We start from the raw sequence: 12,492 nt of genomic DNA, 5'->3' as shown, positions 1-12,492 counted from the left end.
GGGCGGTGCTCCCGGCCCGGCCGGGCGTGGGCGACCGGGGAGCACCGACTAAGCTGCTCGAAGTGAGTCTTGTGCTGTTACCCGCGGTCGATGTCGCCAATGGAGAGGCCGTGCGCCTGGTGCAGGGGGAGGCCGGCAGTGAGACGAGCTACGGCTCGCCGCGTGACGCCGCCCTGGCCTGGCAGGAAGCGGGCGCCGAGTGGGTGCATCTGGTCGACCTCGACGCCGCCTTCGGCCGCGGCTCCAACCGTGAGCTGCTGGCGAAGGTCGTCGGCGAACTGGATGTGAAGGTCGAACTCTCCGGTGGCATCCGCGACGACGACTCGCTCGAGGCCGCCCTGGCCACCGGCTGCGCCCGGGTCAACCTGGGCACCGCCGCGCTGGAGGACCCGCAGTGGTGCGCCCGGGCCATCGCCAAGCACGGCGAGCGCATCGCCGTCGGGCTCGACGTGCGCATCATCGACGGCGACTACCGGCTGCGCGGGCGCGGCTGGGTCAGCGACGGCGGCGACCTGTGGGAGGTGCTCGAGCGGCTGGAACGCGACGGCTGCTCGCGCTACGTCGTCACCGACGTCACCAAGGACGGCACCCTCACCGGCCCGAATCTCGAACTGCTGAGCGAGGTCTGCGCGGCCACCGAGGCGCCGGTCATCGCCTCCGGCGGCGTGTCGGCCATCGAGGATCTGGTGGCCATCGCCGGGCTGGTGCCCGAAGGCGTCGAGGGCGCGATCGTCGGCAAGGCGCTGTACGCGGGCCGGTTCACCCTGCCCGAGGCGCTGGCCGCGGTGCGCTGACCCGACCATGGCTGCCGACCCGATCGCCGACCTGCCCGAACTGCTCACCGTCGCCGGCGAGATCCTCGACGGCGCGGCGGCGCGGTTCGTCGCGGGCATCGGCGCGCCCAGCGCGGTGAGCAAGGGCCGCAACGACTTCGCCACCGAACTCGACCTCGAGCTGGAACGCACCGTCTCCGCCGCGCTGCGCGAGCGCACCGGCTTCCCGGTGCACGGCGAGGAATTCGGCGGCCCGCAGCTGACCTCGGGCACCGCCTGGGTCCTCGACCCGATCGACGGCACCTTCAACTACTCCGCCGGACACCCACTGTCGGGCATGCTGCTGGCGCTCGTGCACGACGGTGAACCGGTGCTCGGGCTCACCTGGCTGCCGCTGCTCGGCCGCCGCTACGCCGCGATGCGCGGTGGCCCGCTGCTGCTCGACGGTGCTCCGCTGCCGCCGCTGCCCGCCGGCAAGCTCGCCGAGTCGATGATCGGGTTCGGCACCTTCAACGTGGACTCCGACGGCCGCATCCCCGGCCGCTTCCGCTTCGATCTGCTCGGCCCGCTCAGCAGGCTGTCCTCCCGCGTGCGCATGCACGGTTCCACCGGCATCGACCTGGCCTTCACCGCCTCCGGCGTGCTCGGCGGCGCCATCGTGTTCGGCCATCACCCGTGGGACAACGCCGCGGGGGTCGCGCTGGTGCGCGCGGCGGGCGGCGTGGTGACCGACCTGGCGGGCCAACCGTGGACGATCACCTCCGGCTCGGTGCTCGCCGCCGCGCCCGGCGTGCACGCCGAACTGCTCGAGATGATCTGCGCCGTCGCCGACCCGGCCGGCGCCGAAGAAGGGGTGAACCGATGACGGTGGCGGTACGCGTGATCCCGTGCCTGGACGTGGACGCGGGCCGGGTGGTCAAGGGCGTCAACTTCCAGAACCTGCGGGACGCGGGCGACCCGGTCGAGCTGGCCGCCACCTATGACGCGCAGGGCGCCGACGAGCTGACCTTCCTCGACGTCACCGCCTCCACCGGCGACCGCGGCACCATGATCGACGTGGTGACCCGCACCGCCGAACAGATCTTCATCCCGCTCACCGTCGGCGGTGGCGTGCGCACCGTCGAGGACGTCGACCGGCTGCTGCGCGCCGGCGCGGACAAGGTGTCGGTCAACACCGCCGCCATCGCCCGGCCCGAGGTGCTGCGCGAGATGTCGGAGCGGTTCGGCTCGCAGTGCATCGTGCTGTCGGTGGACGCGCGCACGGTGCCCGACGGCCAGCCCGACACGCCGTCCGGCTGGGAGGTGACCACGCACGGTGGCAAGCGCGGCACCGGCATCGACGCCGTGGAGTGGGCCGAGCGCGGCGCCGAACTCGGCGTCGGCGAGATCCTGCTCAACTCGATGGACGCCGACGGCACCAAGACCGGGTTCGACCTGCCGATGATCCGCGCGGTGCGGGCCGCGGTGTCGATCCCGGTGATCGCCAGCGGCGGCGCGGGCGCCGTCGAACACTTCGCCCCAGCCGTCCAGGCCGGTGCCGACGCGGTGCTCGCCGCCAGCGTCTTCCACTTCGGCGACCTGACCATCGGCCAGGTCAAGGACTCACTGCGCGACGCCCACCTCGTCGTGCGCTGACCGGCCGGGGAATCGTCGGCGGGCGGACCGGGTTGTCGGGCAGACGAGCGTCGGAATCGCCCTGTCGCCCGCACCCCTCGATCACAGCGCCAACGCCGTGGACGCCGCCGTCGAGTTCGGTCGCGTCGCGGCCGGATTCGGCCTGCGTTCGCTGTGGTTCGGCCAGACCGTCACCCACGACACGATCACGCCGGCCGCCCTGGTGGGGCGCGCCGTGCCGGAGCTCGAGGTCGGCACCTCGGTGGTGCCGGCGCCGGGCAGACATCCGCTGCTCGTCGCAGGCCAGACGCAGACCGCCCCGGCGCTGGCCGATCGGCTGCCGCTGCCACCGCCGCTGCTATAACTGAGCCATGAGCCTCGATCCCGCCATCGCCGCCCGACTCAAGCGCAACGAGGCCGGCCTGGTCGCCGCCGTCGCGCAGGAACGCGCGACCGGGGACGTGCTGATGATGGCCTGGATGGACGACGAGGCGCTGGCGCGCACGCTGGCCACCAGGAAGGCGACCTACTACTCCCGGTCCCGGCAGCAGTACTGGGTGAAGGGGGAGACCTCCGGGCACACCCAGTATGTGCACGAGGTCCGGCTGGACTGTGACGGGGACACCGTGCTGCTGATCGTCGACCAGGAGGGCGCGGCCTGTCACACCGGCACGCACACCTGCTGGGACGGCGACGTGCTGCTCGCCGAGCCCGCCTGAGTCGCCGCTGATCAGGCGGGATCGCCCGGCGCGTCGAGCCGCCCCGGCTCGCCGTCGGGGCGGCTCAGCTCGGCGCCGAGCCGGTCGGACATGGCCCGGGTGAGGGCGGCGAGTTCGGCCTTCTGCCGCTCGTCGAGGCCGTCGAAGACCAGCCTGCGCACCGCGGTGAGATAGCCCGGCGCGGCTTCCACCACCTTGAGATAGCCACGGTCGGTGAGCACCGCCTGCACGCCCCGCTTGCCCGCGGTCACCGAGCGTTCCGCCCAGCCGAGCCGCTCCAGCTTGGACACCACGTGCGACAGCCGCGATAGCGAGGAGTTTGCCTTGTGCGCGAGCTCACTCATCTGCAGCCGGTGTCCTGGCTCCTCGGACAGCAGCGTCATCACCCAGTACTCGAAATGCGTGATGCCCGACTCGCGCTGCAATCGGGTGTCGAGAGCACTCGGAAGCCGGGTCATCAGTGCGACGATCGCACGCCATGCCTGGTGTTCGACGGGATCCAGCCACTTCGTCATCGGTGCCCCCTTCCGGAGCCGAGTGACGTGTTCGACGGGCTCGGTCACCGGCGACACCGAGTTTGCCACGGCGTCGCTCGCGAGTCACAGCGATCGCAGCAGCGGTGAGTTCATTCACATGTCGCGGCGGGGCGCGGGCTCGCCCGCCTCGGTGGTCTGCGGCGTCACCGGCGGCGTGCCGGGCAGCCGCTGCTGCTTGGCCAGTTGCCTGCGCCGCCACTGCCGCCGCGTGACGAGGAAGAGCAGCCCGCAGAACAGCAGGGCGGCGATGATCGCGCCGACCAGGGTGGCGCCGCGGAACGCGGGCGCCTCCACGTCGAGGATGCGCTCACCGGCGTGTGCGGCGTTGTTGCCGCCCCACACGATCGTCAGCGTCATCAGGTTCGGCACCGCCACCAGCACCGCGAGCACCGCCGCGACACCGGCCAGGAACCGGCCGCCCCGTTTGCGCCAGATCCCGACGGCGAACAGCAGCAGCAACAGCGGCACCAGCGTGCAGACCAGGCCGAATGTCAGACCCCAGCCGATGCCCTTGGCGAAACTGCCGTCCACCATGTGCCCGAGTCGCTGCGCCCACGCCCGTGGCACGTAGGCCGCGAGGATGAAATAGGCGATCACCAGGACCGCGAGCAGGATCAGGCCACCGATGACCCGGACCCGCCAGCGCGAGCCGGGGGCGGTGCGGGCTTCCGGGCGAACTTCGCGCGAAGTCATGGCTCCAGGGTAGGCCGCCGCGCGGATGCCCAAGGGTTGCCGACGCGGCGTTTCGGCTACTTCACGCGGGCCCGCAGGAACGCGAGGGCCTCGTCGGCGTGTGTGTCGGCCTTCAGTTCGCTGCTGATCACCGTGAGCACCGTGCGATCGGTGTCGATGACGAAGGTGCGCCGCTTGACCGGCGCGATCCGGCCGAGCAGCCCGCGCTTGACGCCGAACCGGGCGGCCACGGCGCCGTCGGCGTCCGACAGCAGCGGGTAGTCCAGCCGCCGGCCCGTCGCGAACTCGGCCTGGGTGTCCACCGAGTCGGTGCTGATGCCCGCGCACGAGGCACCCAGCGCGGCGAACTCGCCGCTGACGTCGCGGAAGTGGCAGGCCTCCGCCGTGCAGATCGGGGTGTTGGCGGCCGGGTAGAAGAACAGCACCAGCGGGCCGGCGCCGAGCAGCTCGTCGAGCGTCCGGGTGGTCCCGGTCTGATCGGGGAGGGCGAAGTTCGGGGCGAGCGAGCCTGTCTGCATGACCCGGACAGTACCGGCGAATCGGACCCCGGGGTACCGGCCGCGTCCGGACCGGACCCGGCCTGGGATGATGGGGCCATGTCAGGCGCGACCGCTCCCACCACCACGACCCGCGAGCAGTTCCGGCAACTGGCCGCGGAACACCGGGTGGTGCCCGTGACCCGAAAGGTGTTGGCGGACTCCGAGACTCCGCTCTCGGCCTACCGCAAGCTGGCCGCCGACCGGGCGGGCACCTTCCTGTTCGAGTCCGCGGAGAACGGGCGGTCCTGGTCGCGCTGGTCGTTCATCGGGGCCGGCGCGCCCTCGGCGCTCACGGTCGTCGACGGCGCCGCCGCCTGGCTCGGCAACATCCCCGCCGACGCCCCCTCCGGCGGTGACCCGCTCGACGCGCTGCACGCCACCCTGGAACTGCTGCGCACCGAACGGTTGCCCGGCCTGCCGCCGCTCACCGGCGGCATGGTCGGCTATCTCGGCTACGACGCGGTGCGCCGGATGGAACGGCTGCCCAGCCTCGCCACCGACGACCTGCAGCTGCCGGAGATGGTGTTGTTGCTGGCGACCGACCTGGCCGCCTTCGATCACCACGAGGGCGCGATCACGCTGATCGCCAACGCCGTCAACTGGAACGGCACCGCCGAGCACGTCGACGAGGCCTACGACGACGCCGTCGCCCGGCTGGACCGGATGACCGAGGCGCTGGCCGCGCCTGCGCCCTCCACCGTCTCGGTGTTCGACCGGCCCGACCCCGAGTTCCGTCGATCGCTGACCTCCGACGAGTTCGGCGCGGGGGTGCGGCGGCTGGTCAAGGAGATCGAGGCGGGCGAGGCGTTCCAGGTGGTGCTCTCGCAGCGGTTCGAGATGGATTACCACGGCGCGCCGATCGACCTGTACCGGATGCTGCGCGCCTCGAATCCGAGCCCGTACATGTACCTGATGCACATCCCGGACGGCTCGGGCGGCACCGCGTTCTCCATCGTCGGGTCCAGCCCGGAATCCCTGGTGACCGTGGTCGACGGGGTGGCCACCACGCACCCGATCGCGGGTACCCGCTGGCGCGGCGCCACCGAGGAGGACGACCTGCTGCTGGAGAAGGGGCTGCTGGCCGACGAGAAGGAGAACGCCGAGCACCTGATGCTCGTCGACCTCGGCCGCAACGATCTGGGACGGGTGTGCCAGCCGGGCACGGTGCGCGTCACCGAGTACCGGCACATCGAGCGCTACAGCCACGTCATGCACCTGGTCTCCACGGTCTCGGGACGCCTGGCGCCGGGCCGGATCGCCCTGGACGCGGTGCGGGCCTGCTTCCCGGCGGGCACGCTCTCCGGTGCGCCGAAGGTGCGGGCGATGGAACTGATCGAGGAGATCGAACCCACCCGGCGCGGCGTCTACGGCGGCGTGGTGGGCTACCTCGACTTCGCGGGCGACGCCGACACCGCCATCGCCATCCGCACCGCCCTGCTCAAGGACGGCGTGGCCTACGTGCAGGCGGGTGCGGGCGTGGTCGCCGACTCCGACCCCGACTACGAGGACGTGGAGTCGCGCAACAAGGCGATGGCGGTGCTCAAGGCGATCGCGGCCGCCGAGACCGTGCGCCCCTGTCCCACGGGTGCCGACGGCGGTTCCCGGTGACCGCGCCGGACCCGGACCGCGCGCCCGCCGAGGGCGGGTCGCGCGCGCTCCGGGCACGGCGGGGCGGCCGCCCGATCGCACCGGTGGTGCTGCTGGCCGTGGCGGCCGCGCTGATGTGGGGCGCCTCGCGGTTGACCTGGGTGCGGGTCACCTCCGCCGACGGGCTCACCGAACCGCGCACCGACGACCTGGTCGGCGCCACCTGGTTCGGTGCGCTCACCCCGCTGGCGCTGGTGCTGCTGGCGGCCGTCGCGGCGGTGCTGGCGACCCGGGGCTGGCTGCGCCGGGTGGTGGGCGTGCTGGTCGCGTTGGTCGCCGCGGTCACCGCCGTGCCGGCCTTCGCGCTGCTCACCGGCTCCGGTGCGACCGCGGAGCGGGCGGGCGCGCTGGCCGAGCTGCCCGGCCGGGCCACCGTGACCGAGGTGCAGACCTCGATCTTCCCGGCGGTGGTGACGATGACCGCCGCGCTGTGCGCGTTCGCGGCGGGCCTGCTGCTGGCGCGGATGCCGCGCGAGTCGGCGGGCCTGTCCGGCCGCTACGACAACCCCGGCGCCCGCCGCGCCGCCGCGGCCGAGGAGGTCGCCAAGCAGCGGAACCAGGAGGGTGGCGCGCTCTCCGAACGGGTGCTGTGGGACGCGCTGGACGCGGGGGAGGACCCCACCGAGGACGACCACCGCGCCGGCGACGACCGACCCGACACCGACCGTAAGGCCCCCTGACGTGAGAGTGCCCATACCACCCTCCCGACGGCATGGCGCACCCGACCTGCCCCCGGCGACCGAGGACAACCCCGCCGCCGCGGCGCAAGGTACGCCCATTTATTCTTTGTCGACATCGGTGAGACAGCGCCTAAGGGGATTCCTGGGCAGCAAGAGGCGTCTCCCCAGAAAGGATTCGAGCCAGATGACGGTACTCGACTCGATTCTCGACGGGGTCCGCGCGGACGTGGCCGCTCGTGAAGCCCTCCTGGACTTCCAGTCCATCAAGGCCGCCGCGGCGAAAGCGCCCGCCCCCCTCGACGCTCGGGCCGCTCTTCTGGAAGACGGCATCGGCGTGATCGCCGAGGTCAAACGTGCGAGCCCGTCCAAGGGCGCGCTGGCCGACATCCCGGACCCGGCGAGCCTGGCCAAGGCCTACGAGGACGGCGGCGCCCGCGTCATCAGCGTGCTCACCGAGGGCCGCCGCTTCGGCGGTTCGCTCGACGACCTCGACGCCGTGCGGGCCACGGTGAACATCCCGATCCTGCGCAAGGACTTCGTCGTCGGGCCCTACCAGATCCACGAGGCACGCGCGCACGGCGCCGACGTCATCCTGCTGATCGTCGCCGCGCTGGAACAGGACGTGCTGGCCTCGCTGATCGACCGCACCGAATCGCTCGGCATGACCGCGTTGGTGGAGGTGCACACCGAGGAGGAGGCCGACCGCGCGCTGGAGGCGGGCGCCTCCGTCATCGGCGTCAACGCCCGCAACCTGAAGACCCTGGAGGTGGATCGCGACGTGTTCGCCCGCATCGCCCCCGGCCTGCCCACCGAGGTGATCCGGGTGGCCGAGTCCGGTATCCGCGGCACCGCCGACCTGCTCGCCTACGCGGGCGCGGGCGCGGACGCCGTGCTCGTCGGCGAGGGCCTGGTGACCAGCGGTGACCCGCGTGCGGCGGTCTCGGAACTGGTGACCGCGGGCACCCACCCGTCCTGCCCGAAGCCGGCGCGGCGGGGGCGGTGATGCGGGTGAGCGAGCTGCCCAAGGCCAGCGCAGGCGTCGCCCAGCCGAGCCCGCACGAGCCGGACCTCGGCGGCCACTTCGGCGTCTACGGCGGCAGGCACGTGCCCGAGGCGCTGATGGCCGTGATCGAGGAGGTCACCGCCGAGTACGAGAAGTGCCGCGCCGACCACACCTTCCTCGACGAGCTCGACCGGCTGCAGCGGGACTACACCGGGCGCCCCTCGCCGGTGTTCGAGTGCACCCGGCTGGCCGAGCACGCGGGCGGTGCGCGCATCCTGCTCAAGCGCGAGGACCTCAACCACACCGGCTCGCACAAGATCAACAACGTGCTCGGGCAGGCGCTGTTGGCCAAGCGGATGGGCAAGACCCGGGTCATCGCCGAGACCGGCGCGGGCCAGCACGGCGTCGCCACCGCCACCGCGTGCGCGCTGCTCGGCCTGGAGTGCGTGATCTACATGGGCGCGGTCGACACCGCCCGCCAGGCGCTCAACGTGGCGCGGATGCGGCTGCTCGGTGCGGAGGTGGTCTCGGTGACCACCGGCTCGCAGACGCTCAAGGACGCCATCAACGAGGCGCTGCGCGACTGGGTCACCAACGCCGACCGCACCTACTACTGCTTCGGCACCGCCGCGGGGCCGCACCCGTTCCCGCTGATGGTGCGCGACTTCCAGCGCATCGTCGGGCTCGAGGCGCGTGCCCAGGTGCGCGACCTGACCGGGCGGCTGCCCGACGCGGTGGTCGCCTGCGTGGGCGGCGGATCCAACGCGATCGGCATCTTCCACCCCTTCATCGACGACGCGGGCGTGCGGCTGATCGGCTACGAGGCCGCGGGCGACGGCGTCGACACCGGCCGGCACGCCGCCACCTTCGCCGGTGGCTCGCCCGGCGCGTTCCAGGGCGCCTACTCCTACCTGCTGCAGGACGAGGACGGGCAGACCATCGAATCCCATTCCATCTCCGCGGGATTGGACTACCCGGGCGTCGGTCCCGAGCACGCCTATCTCAAGGACATCGGGCGCGCCGAATACCAGCCGATCACCGACACCGAGGCGATGGACGCGCTGCTGCTGCTCAGCCGCAGCGAGGGCATCATCCCGGCCATCGAGTCCGCGCACGCCGTCGCGGGCGCGCTGAAGCTCGGCAAGGAACTCGGCGAGGGCGCGATCATCCTGGTCAACCTGTCCGGCCGCGGCGACAAGGACATGGACACCGCGGCGCGCTGGTTCGGGCTGTTCGACGAACCCGCCGCCGACAAGGAGAACCAGCAGTGAGCCAGCAGTCCCGCCTCGCCAACACCTTCGCCACCGCGCGCGCCGAGCACCGGGCCGCGCTGATCGGCTACCTGCCCGCGGGCTACCCCGACCTGGCCGGCTCCATCGCGACCTGCCGGGCGATGGTCGAATCCGGTTGCGACATCGTGGAAGTCGGCGTCGCCTACTCCGATCCGGTGATGGACGGCCCGACCATCCAGGCCGCGGCCGAGCAGGCGCTGCGCGGCGGCGTGCGGGTGCGCGACGTGTTCTCCGTCGTCGAGGCGATCACCGCCGCGGGCGGCCAAGCCGTGGTGATGAGCTACTGGAATCCGGTGTTGCGCTACGGCGTGGAGCGGTTCGCCCGCGATCTGGCCGCGGCGGGCGGGGCGGGCATCATCACGCCCAACCTGATCCCCGAGGAGGCCGACGACTGGTTCATCGCCTCGGCCACCCACAATCTCGATCGCATCTTCCTGGTCGCGCCGTCGTCCACCGAGGAACGGCTGGTCAAGACGCTCGAAGCCAGCCGCGGCTTCATCTACGCGGCCTCGACGATGGGTGTCACCGGCGCGCGCGACGCGGTCTCCTCGGCCGCGCCCGCGCTGTGCGCGCGCATCCGGGCGCATTCCGACATCCCGATCGGCGTCGGCCTCGGCGTGCGCAACGGTGCGCAGGCAGCCGAGATCGCCTCCTACGCCGACGGCGTGATCGTCGGTTCCGCGCTGGTCAGCGCCGCGGGCGAGGGGCTGGACGCGGTGCGCGCGCTCACCTCGGAGCTCGCCGAGGGCGTGCGTTCGGCGACCGTCGCCTCCTGAGCCGGGCGGCGCACGCGCGATGACCCGGCCGGTCGCGTACCGGCCGGATCGCTGGCCGTGCCCCGGCTCGACTACGGTGGCCCCGTGACCTTACGAAGCGATGTGCTGGCCTACATTCCCAGCCCCCCGCAGGGCGTGTGGCATATCGGGCCGATCCCGTTGCGGGCCTACGCCCTGTGCATCATCCTCGGCATCGTCGTCGCCATCTGGTGGGGTGAGCGGCGCTGGCAGCAGCGCGGCGGCCGCGAGGGCACGGTGCTCGACGTCGCGATGTTCGCCGTGCCGTTCGGCCTGATCGGCGGCCGCGCCTACCACGTGGCCACGGACTGGCGAAAGTACTTCGGGGAGGGCGGCGATCCGGTCGAGGCGCTCTACATCTGGCAGGGCGGACTCGGCATCTGGGGCGCGGTGTTCCTCGGCGGTATCGGCGCCTGGATCGCCTGCCGGATCTACCGGATCCCGTTGCCCGCCTTCGGCGATGCCATCGCCCCGCCGATCCTGCTCGCGCAGGCCATCGGACGGCTGGGCAACTGGTTCAACCAGGAACTCTACGGCCGCGAGACCACCCTGCCGTGGGGCCTGGAGATCTACCCGCGCTTCGACGCCGCGGGCGACCCCGACCCGATGAACGGCATCTCCAACGGCGTCGTGGAGAAGATCGTGCACCCCACGTTCCTCTACGAACTGCTGTGGAACGTGCTCGTGGTGATCGCGCTCGTGCAGCTGGACAAGCGCTTCCGCATCGGCCACGGCAGGCTGTTCGCGCTCTACGTCGCCGGGTACAGCTTCGGCCGCTTCTTCGTCGAGCTGATGCGCGACGACGAGGCGACCCTCGTCGCGGGCATCCGGATCAACAACTTCACCTCCGCCCTGGTGTTCCTGGCCGCGATCGCCTACTTCGTCTTCGCCACCAAGGGCCGGGAGGCGCCGGAACGGCTGCAACCCGGCGGCACGACGCGCCCGTGGCCGTGGCAGCTCGCGGCGCTGCGCGCGGCCGGGGTCGCGGCGAACGGACCGGCCCAACCGGGCGCGACGGCATCGACCGCGACGGACACCGACGGCGATGCGAAGGACACGCCGCCCAGCGACGACACCGCGAAGGATGCTTCCGCCACCGACTCCGCCACCGACTCCGCCGCCACCGACTCCGACTCCGGCGAGGCGGCGGGTTCGTCGGACGACGCGGACCGGGCCGCCGCCGTGAAGGCCGCGTCGGGCGCGACCGCCGCGGAGAAGTCCGCCGCGGACAAGGAGTCGGCCGCAGGCGAGTCCGCGGCAGACACCTCCGCCGCCGACAAGTCCGCGGCAGACAAGTCCGGCTCCGCGCAGTCCGCTGCCGACCAGCCCGCGGCAGACAAGTCCGGCTCCGCGAAGTCCGCTGCCGACAAGTCCGCCGGGAAGTCCGGTGCGGGGCGTGGCAACGAATCCGAATCCACCCGCGATAACGAGTCGACGTCCGCGGGCACCGCGGCGTCGGCCACCGGATCGGCGGGTGCCGGGGCGACAGATCGGGTCGACTCCGGCGAGAATGACGCGTGATCGTCGCGGGCGTGCCCGTCAGCTGATCGCGATTCCGGGGGCCAGCAGGAGGTGCCCGCACGAATGAGGAGGACATGAGTGACCGACCCCTACCAGCAGAATCCGGGCTACGGCGGCCCGCAGTACGGCCCGCCCGGCACCGGCCCGGATCTGAGCAAGGGCGCGGGCCAGCAGCAGCCGTACGGCCAGCAGAGTGACCCGTACGCGCAGCAGCCGCAGCAGCCCTACGGGCAGCAGAGCGATCCGTACGCGCAGCAGGCGGCCTACGGCCAGCAGCCCTACGGCCAGCAGCCGTACGGGCAGCCCGGCTACGGTCAGCCCGGCGGCTACCCGCCCGCGCCGTACCCGCAGGGGTACAACCCGAACGATCCCGAGGCGCCCTACGGCCGCGACCCGTTCGGTGTCCCGTTCTCCGACAAGCAGAAGCTGACCGCCGGTCTGTTGCAGATCTTCCTCGGCGGCTTCGGCGTCGGCCGGTTCTACACCGGTTACACCGGCATCGCCATCGCGCAGATCGCCGTCACCTGGCTGACCTGCGGTATCGGCGCCATCTGGCCGCTGGTCGACGGCATCATGATGCTCACCGGCAAGGTGCCCGACGCGCAGGGACGTCCGCTGCGCGACTGATCGCGACCGGTCGGCAGGCATCCGGGCACCCTCCCCCTCCGGGGCGGGTGCCCG

General features: G+C 72.3%; 15 protein-coding genes. 12 read left to right on the top strand and 3 right to left on the bottom strand.

The window, feature by feature from the left end; translation table 11 throughout:
* Positions 1-62 precede the first annotated feature (62 nt).
* The 5 genes from priA (at position 63) to hisI (ending at position 3,106) form a co-directional block, all read left to right on the top strand.
* Positions 63-794 carry a bifunctional 1-(5-phosphoribosyl)-5-((5-phosphoribosylamino)methylideneamino)imidazole-4-carboxamide isomerase/phosphoribosylanthranilate isomerase PriA gene (gene priA, locus AMO33_RS11050; protein ID WP_011208381.1) on the top strand — a complete coding sequence of 244 codons (732 nt, stop codon included), beginning with the start codon at positions 63-65 and terminating at the stop codon, positions 792-794.
* Between the two features lie 7 nt (positions 795-801).
* The gene (locus AMO33_RS11045) at positions 802-1,638 is read left to right on the top strand and encodes an inositol monophosphatase family protein (RefSeq protein WP_060592435.1); all 837 of its coding nucleotides are present in this window, start codon (positions 802-804) and stop codon (positions 1,636-1,638) included.
* The gene (gene hisF, locus AMO33_RS11040) at positions 1,635-2,408 is read left to right on the top strand and encodes an imidazole glycerol phosphate synthase subunit HisF (protein WP_011208383.1); all 774 of its coding nucleotides are present in this window, start codon (positions 1,635-1,637) and stop codon (positions 2,406-2,408) included. The genes AMO33_RS11045 and hisF overlap by 4 nt, the downstream gene beginning before the upstream one ends.
* 97 nt (positions 2,409-2,505) lie before the next feature.
* Complete coding sequence (locus AMO33_RS11035) at positions 2,506-2,751, top strand: LLM class flavin-dependent oxidoreductase (RefSeq protein ID WP_060592433.1); 246 nt, start codon at positions 2,506-2,508, stop codon at positions 2,749-2,751.
* A 7-nt stretch (positions 2,752-2,758) separates the two neighbouring features.
* On the top strand, positions 2,759-3,106 hold the full coding sequence (gene hisI / locus AMO33_RS11030) for a phosphoribosyl-AMP cyclohydrolase (RefSeq protein WP_011208385.1): 348 nt from the start codon (positions 2,759-2,761) through the stop codon (positions 3,104-3,106).
* An 11-nt stretch (positions 3,107-3,117) separates the two neighbouring features.
* On the opposite strand, the gene AMO33_RS11025 is transcribed toward hisI, so the two are convergent.
* The 3 genes from AMO33_RS11025 to AMO33_RS11015 all read right to left on the bottom strand — a co-directional run bounded on the left by AMO33_RS11025 (position 3,118) and on the right by AMO33_RS11015 (position 4,853).
* The gene (locus AMO33_RS11025) at positions 3,118-3,621 is read right to left on the bottom strand and encodes a MarR family winged helix-turn-helix transcriptional regulator (protein WP_060592431.1); all 504 of its coding nucleotides are present in this window, start codon (positions 3,619-3,621) and stop codon (positions 3,118-3,120) included.
* Positions 3,622-3,735: 114 nt separating this feature from the next.
* Positions 3,736-4,335, bottom strand: coding sequence for a permease (locus tag AMO33_RS11020; RefSeq protein ID WP_060592429.1), 600 nt, complete (start codon positions 4,333-4,335; stop codon positions 3,736-3,738).
* Between the two features lie 56 nt (positions 4,336-4,391).
* Entirely contained in the window at positions 4,392-4,853 is a 462-nt protein-coding gene (locus AMO33_RS11015) for a peroxiredoxin (RefSeq protein WP_060592427.1), read from the bottom strand.
* A 78-nt stretch (positions 4,854-4,931) separates the two neighbouring features.
* Here AMO33_RS11015 and AMO33_RS11010 point away from each other — a divergent pair, with 78 nt between their 5' ends.
* The 7 genes from AMO33_RS11010 to AMO33_RS10980 all read left to right on the top strand — a co-directional run bounded on the left by AMO33_RS11010 (position 4,932) and on the right by AMO33_RS10980 (position 12,438).
* Complete coding sequence (locus AMO33_RS11010) at positions 4,932-6,482, top strand: anthranilate synthase component I (RefSeq protein ID WP_011208389.1); 1,551 nt, start codon at positions 4,932-4,934, stop codon at positions 6,480-6,482.
* The gene (locus AMO33_RS11005) at positions 6,479-7,201 is read left to right on the top strand and encodes a TIGR02234 family membrane protein (protein ID WP_082668639.1); all 723 of its coding nucleotides are present in this window, start codon (positions 6,479-6,481) and stop codon (positions 7,199-7,201) included. Before AMO33_RS11010 ends, AMO33_RS11005 begins: the two co-directional genes overlap by 4 nt.
* Before the next feature lie 184 nt (positions 7,202-7,385).
* Complete coding sequence (gene trpC / locus AMO33_RS11000) at positions 7,386-8,204, top strand: indole-3-glycerol phosphate synthase TrpC (protein ID WP_011208391.1); 819 nt, start codon at positions 7,386-7,388, stop codon at positions 8,202-8,204.
* On the top strand, positions 8,204-9,475 hold the full coding sequence (gene trpB / locus AMO33_RS10995) for a tryptophan synthase subunit beta (protein WP_041560024.1): 1,272 nt from the start codon (positions 8,204-8,206) through the stop codon (positions 9,473-9,475). The genes trpC and trpB overlap by 1 nt, the downstream gene beginning before the upstream one ends.
* Positions 9,472-10,272: a tryptophan synthase subunit alpha gene (gene trpA / locus AMO33_RS10990; RefSeq protein ID WP_011208393.1), complete on the top strand. Its 801-nt coding sequence runs from the start codon at positions 9,472-9,474 to the stop codon at positions 10,270-10,272. The genes trpB and trpA overlap by 4 nt, the downstream gene beginning before the upstream one ends.
* An 84-nt stretch (positions 10,273-10,356) precedes the next feature.
* Complete coding sequence (locus AMO33_RS10985) at positions 10,357-11,811, top strand: prolipoprotein diacylglyceryl transferase (RefSeq protein WP_060593427.1); 1,455 nt, start codon at positions 10,357-10,359, stop codon at positions 11,809-11,811.
* A gap of 78 nt (positions 11,812-11,889) precedes the next feature.
* A complete protein-coding gene (locus tag AMO33_RS10980) occupies positions 11,890-12,438 on the top strand; it encodes a TM2 domain-containing protein (RefSeq protein ID WP_060592425.1) in 549 nt (182 codons plus the stop codon).
* The last annotated feature ends 54 nt before the right edge of the window (positions 12,439-12,492 follow it).

Source organism: Nocardia farcinica, from assembly GCF_001182745.1.
GTDB classification, from domain to species: domain Bacteria; phylum Actinomycetota; class Actinomycetes; order Mycobacteriales; family Mycobacteriaceae; genus Nocardia; species Nocardia farcinica.
This window is presented reverse-complemented; position numbering and strand designations above follow the sequence as displayed.

Coding starts and splice junctions, on each gene's coding strand:
- AMO33_RS11045 (WP_060592435.1), top strand. CDS start 802: ATGGCTGCCGACCCGATCGCCGACCTGCCCGAACTGCTCACCGTCGCC.
- hisF (WP_011208383.1), top strand. CDS start 1,635: ATGACGGTGGCGGTACGCGTGATCCCGTGCCTGGACGTGGACGCGGGC.
- hisI (WP_011208385.1), top strand. CDS start 2,759: ATGAGCCTCGATCCCGCCATCGCCGCCCGACTCAAGCGCAACGAGGCC.
- AMO33_RS11025 (WP_060592431.1), bottom strand. CDS start 3,621: ATGACGAAGTGGCTGGATCCCGTCGAACACCAGGCATGGCGTGCGATC.
- AMO33_RS11020 (WP_060592429.1), bottom strand. CDS start 4,335: ATGACTTCGCGCGAAGTTCGCCCGGAAGCCCGCACCGCCCCCGGCTCG.
- AMO33_RS11015 (WP_060592427.1), bottom strand. CDS start 4,853: ATGCAGACAGGCTCGCTCGCCCCGAACTTCGCCCTCCCCGATCAGACC.
- AMO33_RS11010 (WP_011208389.1), top strand. CDS start 4,932: ATGTCAGGCGCGACCGCTCCCACCACCACGACCCGCGAGCAGTTCCGG.
- trpC (WP_011208391.1), top strand. CDS start 7,386: ATGACGGTACTCGACTCGATTCTCGACGGGGTCCGCGCGGACGTGGCC.
- trpB (WP_041560024.1), top strand. CDS start 8,204: ATGCGGGTGAGCGAGCTGCCCAAGGCCAGCGCAGGCGTCGCCCAGCCG.